Annotated in this window: 14 protein-coding genes; 13 read left to right on the forward strand and 1 reads right to left on the reverse strand. The window is 67.2% G+C overall.

The window, feature by feature from the left end:
- The first annotated feature begins 142 nt into the window (after nt 1-142).
- Entirely contained in the window at nt 143-1,018 is an 876-nt protein-coding gene (locus tag AEB_RS03450; RefSeq protein ID WP_231958885.1) for a hypothetical protein, read from the forward strand.
- Nucleotides 1,019-1,089: 71 nt separating this feature from the next.
- Nucleotides 1,090-2,397 carry a homoserine dehydrogenase gene (locus AEB_RS03455; RefSeq protein WP_119081944.1) on the forward strand — a complete coding sequence of 436 codons (1,308 nt, stop codon included), beginning with the start codon at nt 1,090-1,092 and terminating at the stop codon, nt 2,395-2,397.
- Here AEB_RS03455 and AEB_RS03460 read toward each other — a convergent pair whose 3' ends face one another.
- Nucleotides 2,398-2,856, reverse strand: coding sequence for a hypothetical protein (locus AEB_RS03460; RefSeq protein WP_119081945.1), 459 nt, complete (start codon nt 2,854-2,856; stop codon nt 2,398-2,400). It abuts the gene before it with no gap.
- Between the two features lie 178 nt (nt 2,857-3,034).
- On the opposite strand from AEB_RS03460, the gene glpX reads away from it, so the two are divergent.
- The 11 genes from glpX (at nt 3,035) to AEB_RS03515 (ending at nt 13,943) form a co-directional block, all read left to right on the forward strand.
- Entirely contained in the window at nt 3,035-4,021 is a 987-nt protein-coding gene (gene glpX, locus AEB_RS03465; RefSeq protein WP_119081946.1) for a class II fructose-bisphosphatase, read from the forward strand.
- A 116-nt stretch (nt 4,022-4,137) separates the two neighbouring features.
- Nucleotides 4,138-5,073, forward strand: a complete 936-nt coding sequence (locus AEB_RS03470; protein WP_119081947.1) for a ribose-phosphate pyrophosphokinase — start codon at nt 4,138-4,140, stop codon at nt 5,071-5,073.
- Nucleotides 5,070-5,525 (forward strand): cupin domain-containing protein, encoded by a 456-nt coding sequence (locus AEB_RS03475; RefSeq protein ID WP_119081948.1) that lies wholly within the window; start codon nt 5,070-5,072, stop codon nt 5,523-5,525. The genes AEB_RS03470 and AEB_RS03475 overlap by 4 nt, the downstream gene beginning before the upstream one ends.
- Nucleotides 5,522-6,334 carry an inositol monophosphatase family protein gene (locus AEB_RS03480; protein WP_119081949.1) on the forward strand — a complete coding sequence of 271 codons (813 nt, stop codon included), beginning with the start codon at nt 5,522-5,524 and terminating at the stop codon, nt 6,332-6,334. The genes AEB_RS03475 and AEB_RS03480 overlap by 4 nt, the downstream gene beginning before the upstream one ends.
- A complete protein-coding gene (locus AEB_RS03485; protein ID WP_119081950.1) occupies nt 6,334-6,762 on the forward strand; it encodes a gamma-glutamylcyclotransferase family protein in 429 nt (142 codons plus the stop codon). The genes AEB_RS03480 and AEB_RS03485 overlap by 1 nt, the downstream gene beginning before the upstream one ends.
- Before the next feature lie 281 nt (nt 6,763-7,043).
- Nucleotides 7,044-7,247, forward strand: coding sequence for a 50S ribosomal protein L35 (rpmI, locus tag AEB_RS03490; RefSeq protein WP_119081951.1), 204 nt, complete (start codon nt 7,044-7,046; stop codon nt 7,245-7,247).
- Nucleotides 7,248-7,260: 13 nt separating this feature from the next.
- On the forward strand, nt 7,261-7,620 hold the full coding sequence (gene rplT / locus AEB_RS03495) for a 50S ribosomal protein L20 (protein WP_119081952.1): 360 nt from the start codon (nt 7,261-7,263) through the stop codon (nt 7,618-7,620).
- Nucleotides 7,621-7,923: 303 nt separating this feature from the next.
- Nucleotides 7,924-8,829, forward strand: coding sequence for a helix-turn-helix domain-containing protein (locus AEB_RS03500; protein ID WP_119081953.1), 906 nt, complete (start codon nt 7,924-7,926; stop codon nt 8,827-8,829).
- A 91-nt stretch (nt 8,830-8,920) separates the two neighbouring features.
- Nucleotides 8,921-10,021 carry a phenylalanine--tRNA ligase subunit alpha gene (gene pheS / locus AEB_RS03505; protein ID WP_119081954.1) on the forward strand — a complete coding sequence of 367 codons (1,101 nt, stop codon included), beginning with the start codon at nt 8,921-8,923 and terminating at the stop codon, nt 10,019-10,021.
- A complete protein-coding gene (gene pheT, locus AEB_RS03510) occupies nt 10,018-12,423 on the forward strand; it encodes a phenylalanine--tRNA ligase subunit beta (protein WP_119081955.1) in 2,406 nt (801 codons plus the stop codon). Before pheS ends, pheT begins: the two co-directional genes overlap by 4 nt.
- Nucleotides 12,420-13,943, forward strand: a complete 1,524-nt coding sequence (locus AEB_RS03515; RefSeq protein WP_119081956.1) for a peptide chain release factor 3 — start codon at nt 12,420-12,422, stop codon at nt 13,941-13,943. Before pheT ends, AEB_RS03515 begins: the two co-directional genes overlap by 4 nt.
- Nucleotides 13,944-13,963: the final 20 nt, after the last annotated feature.

A 13,963-nucleotide genomic window follows, 5' to 3' on the forward strand; every position in this document is an offset into this window, starting at 1 on the left:
AATCGAAGAGGGTCTTAACCGGCTGGAAACGGTTCGGCAAACCCTTTGTCGGTTAAGCGGCGATTCACCTGCCCGCCGCTGCAATTCGCTTTTGCGCAGCGCGCATCACCTGCGCTTCGGCAATGGTTCCAAGGAGAAATCAATGTTCCGCCCCCACCTCTACATTGCCGGCACTGGCGCAAGAGTTGCGGGCGCCTTGCTGCTCGCTTCCGCAACAGTCGCCGCCACCCCCTTGTTCGCGCAGGATTCCGTCGTTTCGGCGCCCGCCGCCAGCGGCCCCTCCTATGCCGATCTGGTGCGCCTGTCCGAAGCGGCGCGGATCGTCGCGATCGCGGAAGTGGCGGACCAGGCGCAGCTCAAGCCGGAGCGGGCGCCCGGTCTCGCGCCGGGCATGGTGCGGCTGTATGTGGAAGCGCGAACCCAGGCGCTGCTGACCGCGCGGGCGCCGCTGGGCGAATCGCTCGCCTATCTCGTGGACGTGCCGGTGACGGAAAAAGGCAAGGCGCCCAAGCTGAAGAAGCAGCGGTTCATCCTGTTCGCCTCCCCCGTGCCCAGTCAGCCCGGCTTCCTCCAGCTCGTGTCCCCGCAAGCACAATTGCCTGCGACGTCCGAACTGGAAGCGCGGGTGCGGGCCGTGATCGCGGAACTCGCCGCACCCGATGCCCCGCCGCATGTCACCGGTGTGCGCGACGTGATTTCGGTGGCGGGCAATCTGGCGGGGGAATCCGAGACCCAGATGTTCTTCGACACCGATAGTGGCGATCCGATTTCGGTCAGCGTACTCCGCCGCCCGGGGATGGAGCCGAGCTGGGGTATTTCCTGGAGCGAGATCGTCGATCAGGCCGCCCGCCCGCCGGAGCACCACACACTGGCCTGGTATCGCCTCGCCTGCGGCCTGCCGCGCCAGTTGCCGGAGGACGCCTATCTCCAGCGCGATCGCGCGTCCCGCCTGCGGGCGGAGGAGGATTATGCCTTCATCCTGCGCGATCTCGGCCCCTGCGGCCTGCAGGAAGGGTGATCCTGGCGCCAACCCCCTAGCCAATGAGGCGCGGGCCGCCTAACGCCGCGCGCTTGGAAATGGGGAAACAGATGGCCGCACCGCTTCGCATCGCCCTCGCCGGGCTGGGGACCGTTGGCGCCGGAGTCATCCGGTTGCTCGATACGAATGGCGAGTTGATCGCCCTGCGCGCCGGCCGGCCGATCGAGATCGTGGCGGTCTGCGCGCGCGACCGCAGCAAGGACCGCGGCGTCGATCTCACCCGCTTCGAGTGGGAGGACGACATGACCGCGCTGGCCGAGCGCGGTGATGTGGACGTGGTGGTGGAACTGGTCGGTGGAGCCGATGGGCCGGCACTCGCGCTTGCACGGCGAACGCTGCAGGCGGGCAAGGGGCTGGTCACCGCCAACAAGGCGATGATCGCCCATCACGGCATGGAACTGGCCGAGATGGCCGAGGGTGGCGCGCTGCCGCTGAAATACGAAGCGGCGGTGGCCGGCGGCATCCCGGTAATCAAGGGCCTGCGCGAAGGCGCGTCCGCCAATGCGATCGAGCGCATCTACGGCATCCTCAACGGCACCTGCAATTACATCCTCTCCACCATGGAGGACACCGGACGCGACTTCGGCGAGGTGCTGAAGGAAGCGCAGGAACTGGGCTATGCGGAGGCCGATCCGACCTTCGACATTGAGGGGATCGATGCAGCGCACAAGCTGGCGATCCTGGCCGCCATCGCTTTCGGCGCGCGGCTGGATTTCCCGGCGGTGAAAGTGGCGGGCATCAGCCGCATCATGGCGGCCGACATCGCCCAAGCGGCGGCGCTGGGTTATGTGATCCGCCTGATCGGCGTGGCCGATTGCGAGACCGGGGCCGACGGCCGCCGCTGCCTTTATCAGCGCGTGCAGCCCTATCTCGTGTCGCGCGATCATCCGCTGGCAACAGTGGATGGGCCGACCAATGCCGTCGTGGCCGAAGGCAATTTCGCCGGCCGGCTGCTGTTCGAAGGCGCCGGCGCGGGCGATGGGCCAACCGCCAGCGCGGTGGTCGCAGACCTGATCGACATCGCGCGGCGCCAGGCCGGGCCACCCTTCTCCGTGCCCACCGCCGCGCTGGAGCCGCTCGATCCGGCCGATTCGAGCCACCGCCGCAATCGCACCTATCTGCGCTTCACCGTGGCTGACCGGCCGGGCGTACTGGCCGAGATCACCGCCGCCATGCGCGATGCCGGCGTGTCTATCGAAAGCCTGATCCAGCAGGGCAGCCCAGAAGAAGGTGGCGAGGTGCTGGTGGCGATGGTGACGCATGAGGGGCCGGAAGGCGCAGTCTCCCGGGCGCTGGAACTGCTCGACGGCTCGCCCAGCCTCACCGACGCACCGCTGGTGATGCGCCTGCTCGGCTAGCTAGGGCGCTTCCGTCGGCGCCGCCTTCACCTTGGCCGCCTCCTCGGGTGTCAGTGGTTCGGGCAGAGTGCTGAAGTCGATAAAATAGGCCGGCGGGGGCGGGCAAGGCGGGATGAAGCAGCCGCGCACGACGACGGTGCCGCCCTTGGGCAGCCCGTCCACATCGGGTGCGTCGGGAATGTCGCCGGCCGGTCGCTCGCCCCTGCGGACCGCTTCGTCGAGAGAGGATTCCGTGCGGAACTGCGATGGGTCTGCGGCGCAGACCACGATCTCGTTCCCATGCGGCGCCTTGCAGGGGCGCCGTGTGCCGGGCGCGCGATAGAGTTCGCGGGCCTTCGCCAGCATCTCCTCCGCTGTCGGCGCCGGCGCATCCGTCTGGTCCTGCGCCTGCGCCCGTGCCGGGCTGGCCATCATGGCCAGCAGCGCCAGCAGACCGGCGATCGCAAATGGACGCTGCACCCCCGCTCCCCCACCGAACGTGGCCAGACACCCTGGTGCCGATGTATGCTGCGTGAATAGGCCCGGTTCGCTGCACCGCCTGCCGTCCAGAACCGACGCATGGTCCGACCATTGCTCGACAAATGTCACAAAGGCGGCTTAATCGGGCGATACCCACCATCATCGGAGCCGATCCTTCATGCCCACTCGCAAAGTGCCGCCGCCCAGCAAGGTTCTGGATCGTGTCCTCGTCATGGAAATGGTCCGCGTCACGGAAGCGGCGGCGATCGCGGCTTCCTCGCTGATCGGCCGAGGGGACGAGAAGGCTGCCGATGCCGCCGCGGTGGAAGCCATGCGCCGCGCCTTCGATACGCTGTACATGGATGGCACCGTCGTAATCGGGGAGGGCGAGCGGGACGAGGCGCCCATGCTCTATATCGGCGAGAAGGTGGGCGGCGCGCCCGGCAAGGGGCCGAAGATCGACATCGCGCTCGATCCGCTGGAAGGCACGACCATCACCGCCAAGGCCGGACCCAATGCGCTGGCCGTGCTCGCGGCAGCGGAGGAAGGCTGCCTGCTCAACGCGCCCGACGTCTATATGCAGAAGATCGCTGTTGGCCCGGGCTATTGCCAGGGCATCATCAGTCTCGAAAAAAGCGTGGCGGAAAATGTCGCGGCCGTGGCGGCGGAAAAGGGTGTGGACCCCTCGGAGATCAATGTGTGCGTGCTCGACCGCCCGCGCCATGCGGAACTGATCGCCGAATTGCGCGAGATCGGCTGCGGAATCCATCTCATCCCGGACGGGGATGTCGCCGGGGTGATCGCCACCACCGACGAGGACACCACCATCGATCTCTACATGGGATCGGGGGGCGCGCCGGAGGGCGTGCTGGCGGCTGCCGCGCTGCGCTGCGTGGGCGGGCAATTCAACGGCAAGCTGCTGTTCCGCAACGATGACGAGCGCGAACGTGCCTACAAATGGGGCATCACCGATCTCGACCGGATCTATACGCTGGACGATCTGGCCAAGGGCGATTGCATCTTTGCCGCCACCGGCGTGACGGATGGTTCGCTGCTCGGCGGCGTGAAGCGGCTGCGCGGCGGGCGGATGACGACCGAAAGCGTGGTGATGCGTGCCAGCACCGGCACGGTGCGCTGGGTCAAGGCCGAACACCGGGTGAAGTGACGGCACCGGGGGAGGCGATTCTCCCCCGCTCACGCCATCGCGCAGGTTGCATTCATGTGACGCTGGGCTAGAGCCGGCGCATCCGAATCCGTGCGCCGAAGAGGTCTCCTGCTGCAATGAAACTCATGGCCGGCAACTCCAATCTGCCGCTCGCCCGGGCGATCGCCGGCTATCTGGAAATCCCGCTCACCGATGCCAGCGTCCGCCGTTTCGCGGACGAGGAAATCTTCATCGAGATCCACGAGAACGTGCGCGGTGAAGATGTCTTCCTCATGCAGTCCACCAGCTATCCGGCGAACGACAATCTGATGGAGCTGCTGATCGGGATCGATGCGCTGCGCCGCGCTTCGGCCCGGCGGATCACCGCGGTGATCCCCTATTTCGGCTATGCCCGGCAGGATCGCAAGCCGGGCCCGCGCACGCCCATCTCCGCCAAGCTGGTGTCCAACCTCATCACCGAGGCAGGGGCCAACCGCGTGCTGTCGGTCGATCTCCATGCCGGGCAGATCCAGGGCTTTTTCGATATCCCGACGGACAATCTCTACGCCGCGCCGGTAATGGCGGCCGATATCCTCGCCCGTTATGGCGACAAGGATCTGATGGTCGTCTCGCCCGACGTCGGCGGTGTGGTTCGCGCCCGCGCGCTCGCCAAGCGGCTCGACAACGCCCCGCTGGCCATCGTCGACAAGCGGCGCGAGCGGCCCGGCGAATCGGAAGTCATGAACATCATCGGCGATGTGAAGGGCCGCGCCTGTGTGCTCATCGACGACATCGTCGATTCGGGCGGCACCCTGTGCAACGCCGCTCAGGCGCTGATGGATGCGGGAGCCCGCAGCGTGGCTGCTTATATCACCCATGGCGTGCTTTCCGGCGGCGCGGTCGCGCGGGTCAACAAATCCGCACTGACGGAGCTGGTGATCACCGACACGATCCTGCCCACCGACGCGGCGCAGGAATCGCCGCGCATCCGTGTGCTCACCGTGGCGCCGCTGATCGGCGAAGCGGTGCGGCGCATCGCGGATGAAAGCAGCGTGTCGAGCCTGTTCGATTGATCGGGCGGTGGCGCGGGCCGGGGTATCGCGGCGCGCGTGCCGCCACCTTGCTGCTGGTCTTCGCCGCCGTAGCGGCCAATGCGCAGCAGGCGGAAGCGCCGCCCATTCCCACTCCCCCGGCGGGCGCCAATCCGGTCTTCCACGTTCCGCTTTCGGCGGCGCCCGGGAGTGAGCTGATCGCCACCGATCTGGTGCTGGGGCCGGACGCGCAGGGGCAGGCGCATTACCATCCGTGGGAAGAATATCTCTATGTCCTGGGCGGCAGCGCCATCGTGGAGCTGGACGGCGCCGCCCCGCAAATGGTGCGCGCGGGCGAGACCTTCACCATTCCCGCGCGCGCGGTCCACACCCCCCGCGCCGGGCCACAGGGCCTTCGCGCGATCATCCTGCGCGTGCATAGGGCGGGCGATCCCGAATCGGTGCCGGTGGAGCGGAAAGGGCCAGACCAGTGAATCTCGATAAGGAAGTCGCGCTCGCCCACCGCCTGGCTGATGCCGCGCGCGAGGCGATCCGGCCGCATTACCGCAGCGGGTTGAGCGCGGAGCGCAAGGGCGATGCCTCGCCCGTCACCGTGGCGGACCGGGCGGCGGAGGAGGCCATGCGCCGTATCCTGACGGCGGAGGTGCCGCAGGACGGGGTGCATGGCGAGGAATTCGGCGCGAGCGAGGGCCGTTCCGGTCGGCAATGGGTACTCGATCCGATTGATGGGACCACCGCCTTTCTCGCCGGCCGGCCGACCTTCGGCACGCTGATCGCGCTGCTGGTGGATAGCTTCCCGGTGCTGGGGGTGATCGACCAGGCGATCGCCGGCGAGCGATGGCTGGGCATTTCCGGCAAGCCCACCAGCTTCAACGGCCGCGCGGTCAGCACCCGTGCCTGTCGCGAACTGGCCGATGCGGCGATCGCCACCACCGGCCCGCATTACTTCTCGCAGGATGAAGGCGACGTGTTCATGGCGCTGGCGGCCAAGACCGACCACAAGCGCATGATCATGGGCGGCGATTGCTACAATTACGCCCTGCTCGCCAGCGGCTTCCTTGATGTGGTGTGCGAGGCGGGGCTCAAGCTGCATGACTATGCCGCGCTCGTGCCGGTGGTGGAGGGTGCGGGCGGCCTGATGTGCGACTGGAACGGCGATCCGCTGCACCGCGGTTCTGCCGGCCACGTCCTTGCGCTGGGCGATCCTGCGCGGCTGGAAGACGTGCTGGAGGCGATGGGCGGCCATGCGCATCATGGGGCGCACGATGGGCACGGTCACTGATGCAGCTGTTCGTTTACGGTGTGCTGATCCGCGAACTGGCGCGGGGGCGCGCGGCAGAACTGATCGCGGCGCTGGATGACGGTGTTCCCGCCACGGTGCGCGGTACGCTCTATGCGCTGAACTCCCCCGACGGGGGCTGGTATCCGATCCTCCTGCCCGATCCCCACGGCGCGCCGGTGCATGGCATCGTCCATGAAGCGGGGCGGGTGGACTGGCTCGCGATGGACGAGTTCGAGGATGCGCACGGCGGCCCGGATGCCGAATATGAGCGGCGCGACCTGCCGGTGACGCTGGGCAACGGCTTCACCACCTCCGCCTTCGCCTATTGCTACGTCCGCGATCTGCCGGCCGATGCGATGCCGATCCCGCATGGCGATTTCGGCCGCTGGCTGCGCGAAACGGGGCACACCGCTATTGAGGCGCGCTAGGGAAGGCGCGGTTGCCTACAGGGTTGGCGGCGGGGCAGGCCGGCGGCGGCTCTTTCGCATCGTCGGCTGTCCGTAAAACACCCTCTGCGCGCGGGTCCGGTTTCTGGTACTGAACCCTGTTCCAGCGTGTTCCAGCCGCCCGCGCGACAGGGCGCGGAGCGCTTGCATTTATACGCGAAATCGCTATTGGCGCCCGCTTCACTGACACGTGATTCATCCGCCGGTCTGGCCACAAGGGCTGCCAGGGCTGGTTGGACGTGTCCCTGACGAAGGAGACGAAAATGCCCAAGATGAAGACCAAGAGCGGTGTGAAGAAGCGCTTCAAGATCACCGCCACCGGCAAGGTCAAGCACGGCGTGGCCGGCAAGCGCCACCGCCTGATCAGCCACAATGCCAAGTACATCCGCCAGAACCGCGGCACCGAAGTGATCTCCGACGCCGATGCGAAGGTGATCAAGAAGTGGGCGCCCTACGGGCTGAACTGAGGAGTACTGAAGCATGTCCCGTATCAAACGCGGCGTCACCACGCGCGCCAAGCACAAGCGGATTCTGGAAGCGGCCAAGGGCTATCGCGGCCGCCGCAAGAACACGATTCGCGTCGCCCGTCAGGCCGTCGAAAAGGCCGGCCAGTACGCCTATCGCGACCGCAAGGTTAAGAAGCGGAACTTCCGCGCGCTGTGGATCCAGCGCATCAACGCGGCGGTCCGCGCCGAAGGCCTCACCTATTCGCAGTTCATGCACGGCGCCAAGCTCGCCGGCATCGAACTGGACCGCAAGGTGATGGCCGATCTCGCCATGAATGAAGGTGCCGCTTTCGGCGCGATCATCCAGCAGGCGAAGGCCGCGCTCCCGGCCTGAGCCGGCAACAGCGTTTCGCACCAACAGAAGGGCGCGGGTGGCATGGGCCATCCGCGCCTTTTTTGTTGCGCGCGGCATTTGGCGCGGGAAGCCCGGAAATCCGCCGCCCAGCGAGAGGGCGGGTCCCTGATACCGTCAGCAGACCGCTCCGTTCCGGAGCCAATAATGCGATTTTTCGTGGACATTGCGGGATTTATGCAATTGAAGGAATGACGTCGCCCATACAGGGGGTGGCTTCAGGGGGGGACAGGAACCTGGCGTGGCAGCGCCGGGGGCCGTGGGCAGATTGTGGTCGCACACGCAATGTCAGCCGATTTTCACGTCGACGTGCGGTTTTACCGCCTGTCGCAAGAGCTGGAGCCCTATTTCACGGCGCTCTACCTCTTCGACATCGACTGCCGCGACGGGGGGCGAGTGCGCGATTGCCTCCATCCCGAATGGGCGGCCATGCGCTTTTCGGAAGCCGTGCCGCCCTTCGGCGCCGTAGGGGCCGGCCCGCTGGCGGCGCAGCCGCCCTTCGTGGTCAGCGGCGTCACCAGCAAGCCGATCCACTTTGAACTCGTCACCTCGCGCACCTGGGGGCTGGGCCTGCAACCGGCCGGCTGGGCCAAATTCGTGCCCGCGCCGGCGCGCGATTTCGCCAACCGCGTCGTGGATGGCCAACGGGAAGCTCCCTTCGCCCTCTTCGCTCCCATCCTCGACATGGTGCGCGGATCGCCCCTGCCGCCGGATGAAGCCGCGGTGCGGATCAACGACTATCTGATGCGCCACGTGTTGCGCCCGGTGCCCAACGAAGTGCTGATCCGCGCCTGTCACGATGCCGTTTGTGACCCGGAGGTGACCAGCGTGGCCGAACTGGGCGAGCGCACGGGGTTGAGCGCCCGATCGCTGGAGCGGCTTTGCGCGCGCTATTTCGGCTTCCCGCCCAAGCTGCTGCTGCGCCGCCAGCGCCTGCTGCGTAGCCTGGCGCAGTTCATGCTCAATCCCGGCCGCAGCTGGAGCCAGGCGCTGGACCGGCAATATCATGATCAGTCGCAATTCGTGCGCGATTTCCACGATTTCATGGGCATGACGCCGAGCGAATATGCCGAAAGGCCGCACCCCATCCTCGATCGGATCGCGGCGCAGCGCATGGCCGATCAGGGGGCTGCACCACGGACGGACTTGCCCACGATCCTGCGCTACGGCCCGCAGGGGCAGGGCGAATAGCGTCACCAGCCCGTCAGCGCGGCAATTAGGGGTTGGGAGACGCAGCGGCGCCCGCTACACGCCCGCGACACCCTGAGACCGATTGATCCCGATGAGTGACCTAGACCAGATCCAAGCCGAAGCCCTCGCGCGCCTGGGCGCTGCCACCAGCCTTGCCGATGTGGAGGCGCTGCGCATCGAACTCCTCGGCAAACAGGGCAGCATCTCCGCCCTGCTGAAGACGCTCGGCAAGATGAGCCCCGAGGAACGGCAGGAGAAAGCGCCGAAGATCCAGGCGCTGCGCGAAGCCGTGGCCGATGCGCTGGCGGCGCGGAAGGACGCGATGGAAGCGGCCGCGCTGGAACAGCGGCTGGCTGCCGAAACGCTCGATCTTTCGCTGCCGGCGCCCGCCACGCCGCAGGGTTCCGTCCACCCCGTCAGCCAGGTGTTGGACGAGCTGGCGGAAATCTTCGCCGATCTCGGTTTCTCCGTCGCCACCGGGCCGGAGATCGAGGACGACTGGTACAATTTCACCGCGCTCAACATGCCCGAGAGCCATCCGGCGCGGGCGATGCACGACACCTTCTATTTTCCCGACGAAGCGCCCCGCGGCGGGCGGATGCTGCTGCGCACACACACCAGCCCGGTGCAGGTGCGGACCATGCTGGCGGACGGCGCGCCGCTGCGGATCATTGCGCCGGGCCGCGTCTATCGCAGCGACAGCGACGCCACGCACACGCCCATGTTCCACCAGGTGGAGGGGCTGGTGATCGACCGTGATATCCACCTCGGCCATCTGAAGTGGACGCTGGAGACCTTCCTCAAGGCCTTCTTCGAGCGCGACGACATCGTGCTGCGTCTGCGCCCGTCCTACTTCCCCTTCACCGAACCTTCGGTGGAAGTCGATGTCGGCTATGCGGTGGAGAAGGGGCGGCGGGTTGTCGGCGGATCGGGCGATGCGCCGGGCCATGCGTGGATGGAGCTGCTGGGCAGCGGCATGGTGAACCGCAAGGTGATCGAATTCTCTGGCCTCGATCCGGACGAGTGGCAGGGCTTCGCCTTCGGCGTGGGCGTCGACCGGCTGGCGATGCTCAAATACGGGATGGACGATCTGCGGGCCTTCTTCGACGGCGACGTGCGATGGCTGCGGCATTTCGGCTTCAGCGCCTTCGATCAGCCGACACTGTCCGGCGGGGTGGGAGCACGCGCATGAAGTTCTCGCTCGACTGGCTCAGGCAGTTTCTCGAAACCGGCGCCTCGGCAGAGGAAATCGCGGCGAAGCTCAATGCCATCGGCATCGAGGTGGAAGGGGTCGAGGATCCGGCGGAGAAGCTCTCCGGCTTCCGCATCGCCCATGTGCTTACCGCCGCGCCACATCCTGATGCGGACAAGCTGCAGGTGCTCACGGTGGATACCGGCGAAGGCGATCCGCTGCAGGTCGTCTGCGGTGCGCCCAATGCGCGTGCGGGGATGAAGGGCGTGCTCGGCCTGCCGGGCGCGGTCGTGCCGGCCAATGGCATGCAATTGCGCAAGAGCGCCATTCGCGGCGTCGAATCCAACGGCATGATGTGCTCGGTGCGAGAGCTCGAGCTGGGTGAAGAGCATGACGGCATCATCGAATTGCCGACCGATGCGCCCATCGGCCTGCCCTTTGCCGACTATCGCGGCGTCAGCCCGATCTTCGACGTATCCATCACGCCCAACCGGCCGGATTGCATGGGGGTTTACGGGATCGCGCGCGATCTGGCGGCGGCGGGCTTGGGCACGCTGCGGCCCATTTCCCTGCAGGACGTGCCGGCGAGCTTCCCGTGTCCGGTGGAAATCCGCACCGACGATCCCCCGGGTTGTCCGGCGTTTTACGGCCGCGTGATCCGCGGCGTGAAGAACGGCGCGTCTCCGGAGTGGATGCAGGCCGCCCTGCGCGACGCCGGCCAGCGCCCGATCAGCGCGTTGGTGGACATCACCAACTACCTGATGCTCGGTTATGGCCGCCCGGCGCATGTCTATGATCTTGCCAGGCTGCGCGGCGCCGTGGTTGCGCGCCGCGCGCGTGACGGGGAGGAAGTGCTCGCCCTCAACGAGAAGACCTATCGTCTCGACGGCGAAATGACCGTGATCGCCGATGAGGCGGGCGTGCACGACATCGCCGGCATCATGGGCGGCGAGGAATCGGGCGTGTCCGAAGGCACGACGGATGTGCTGCTGGAGATCGCCTATTTCGATCCGGAGCGGATCGGCGTCACCGGCCGCCGCCTCGGCCTCGCCTCGGATGCGCGCACGCGGTTCGAACGGGGCGTGGATCCGGGCTTCATGGATGATGGGCTTCACCTGCTGACCCAGCTCGTGCTGGAGATCTGCGGGGGCGAGGCGAGCGAGGTGGTGCGGGCCGGGAGTCCGCCGATGGAGACCGCCGCCGTAGCCTATGATCCGGCGCTGGCGGCGCGGCTGGGCGGGGTGGATATTCCCGCCACTGAGCAGCAGGCCATCCTGGAAAGGCTGGGCTTTTCCGTGGGTTCGGACTGGCTGGTGCAGGCCCCGACCTGGCGGCCCGATGTGGCGGGTGCGGCCGATCTGGTGGAGGAGGTGGTGCGTATCCACGGCCTCGATAAGGTCGAAAGCGTCGCTCTGCCGCGCGCGCAAGGGGTGGCGAAGCCCACTGCGACGCCTGTGCAATTGATTGATCGTAAACTTCGCCGCGCCGCCGCCGGGCGGGGGCTGAACGAAGCGGTGACCTGGTCCTTCCTGCCGGAGTGGGAGGCGGAGCATTTCGCCACCGGCAATGGCGGCCTGTGGCTGCTGGACAATCCGATCAGCGAAGACATGAAGGCGATGCGCCCGTCGCTGCTGCCCGGCCTGCTGGCGGCGGCGAAGCGCAATCTCGATCGCGGCGCTTCCGGGCTGCGGCTGTTCGAGATCGGCCGCGCCTATCTGCGCGGCGAGGGCGGGATGAGCGACGAGCGCCATGTGCTGGCGGTGGTGCTGGCGGGCGAGAAGGCCCCGCGGGGCTGGGCCAGCGGCAAGGCGACCTATTTCGATGCCTTCGATGCCAAGGCCGAGGCCGAAGCGCTGCTGGGCGCAGCGGGCGTGGCGGTGGACAAGCTGCAGGTGATGGCGCCGGATCAGGCCGGGCCCGGGCCGCAGTTCCACCCGGGCCAGTCCGCCACCTTGCGGCTCGGCCCCAAGACCGTGCTCGCCCGCTTCGGCGCCTTCCACCCGCGCACCCTGGAGGCCTTCGACGTGGAAGGCCCGGTGGTCGGGCTGGAGCTGTTCCTCGATGCGATTCCGGCGCGCAAGGGCGCGGCGGGCTTCGCCCGGGCGGCCTATAGCCCGCCGGCGCTGCAGCCGGTCGCGCGCGATTTCGCCTTCCTGGTGGATGCCGCGCTTCCGGCGGGCGATCTGCTGCGGATGGTGAAGGGCGCGGACAAGGCTAACATCGTGGACGCGCGCATCTTCGACGATTTCCGCGGCGCGGGCGTGCCCGAAGGCCGCAAGTCGCTGGCGGTGGAAATCACCCTGCAGCCGGGCGAGAAGAGCTTCACCGAGGACGAGATCCGCGCGATTTCCGACCGGGTGGTGGCCGCCGCCGCGAAGCTGGGTGCGGAGCTGCGTGGATGACATCCAACCGCCGGACCTTCGCGATCATTTCCCATCCCGACGCGGGCAAGACCACACTGACCGAGAAGCTGCTGCTGCAGGGCGGCGCGATCCATCTTGCCGGCGAGGTGAAGGCGCGCGGCCAGGCGCGGCGTGCCCGCTCCGACTGGATGAAGATCGAGCAGCAGCGCGGCATCTCGGTGACGTCCAGCGTGATGACCTTCGAGCGCGATGGCGTGACCTTCAACCTCCTGGACACGCCGGGCCACGAGGATTTCTCGGAAGACACCTATCGCACGCTCACCGCGGTCGATTCCGCCATCATGGTGATCGACGCGGCCAAGGGTATCGAGCCGCAGACCCGCAAGCTGTTCGAAGTCTGCCGCCTGCGCAGCGTGCCGATCATCACCTTCATCAACAAGGTGGACCGCGAAGGCCGCAGCGGGTTCGAGCTGCTGGACGAAGTGGCCGACATGCTGGCGCTGGATGTTTCGCCGCAGAGCTGGCCCGTGGGCATGGGCGGCCTGTTCCAGGGCGTGCTCGATTTCGCCAGCGGCGCGGTCAGCCGGCCCGAGGGCGACAGCAAGGAATTCCTCGGCAAGCGCGACGTCGATGCGGCGCTGCCTCCCGAAGTGGCCGAAGAGGTGGAGCTGGCGCAGGCCGGCTATGCCGAATTCGATCTGGACGCCTATCGCAATGGCGATCTGACGCCGGTCTATTTCGGCTCCGCGCTCAAGAACTTCGGCGTGACCGAACTGATCGAGGCGATCGCCGGCTTCGCCCCGCCGCCGCGCCCGCAGCCGTCCGAAACCGGGCCGGTAACGCCCGATCGCGACGAGGTGACCGGCTTCATCTTCAAGGTGCAGGCCAATATGGACCCGCAGCACCGTGACCGGATCGCCTTCATGCGCATGGTCTCCGGCACCTTCCGCCGCGGCATGAAGCTGACGCCTTCCGGCCTGGGCAAGCCGATCGCGGTGCATTCCCCCATCCTCTTCTTCGCGCAGGATCGCGAAATCGCCGACACGGCCGAGGCAGGGGACATCATCGGCATCCCCAACCACGGCACGCTGCGCGTGGGTGACACGCTGAGCGAGAAGAACGACGTGCGCTTCACCGGCCTGCCCAATTTCGCACCGGAAATCCTCCGCCGGGTGCAATTGCGCGATCCCACCAAGACTAAGCAATTGCGCAAGGCGCTGGACGATCTGAGCGAAGAAGGCGTGATCCAGGTGTTCTACCCGGAGATTGGCGCCCAGTGGATCGTCGGCGTGGTCGGCCAGCTGCAGCTGGAAGTGCTCGTTTCGCGGCTGGAGGCGGAATACAAGGTGGAAGCGGTGCTGGAACCTTCCCCCTTCGCCACGGCGCGCTGGCTGAAGGGCAGCGATGCCGCGATGAAGAACTTCGAGGATTTCAACCGCGCCAATCTGGCGCGCGACCGCGATGGCGATCTGGTGTTCATGGCCAGATCGCCATGGGATGTCGGCTATCAGCAGGAAAAGAACCCCGATCTCACCTTCTCCGCCACCAAGGAGCGGTGACAAGGTGCCGGCCGGCGGTT

The sequence above is a fragment of the Altererythrobacter sp. B11 genome (assembly GCF_003569745.1).
Classification (GTDB): domain Bacteria; phylum Pseudomonadota; class Alphaproteobacteria; order Sphingomonadales; family Sphingomonadaceae; genus Croceibacterium_C.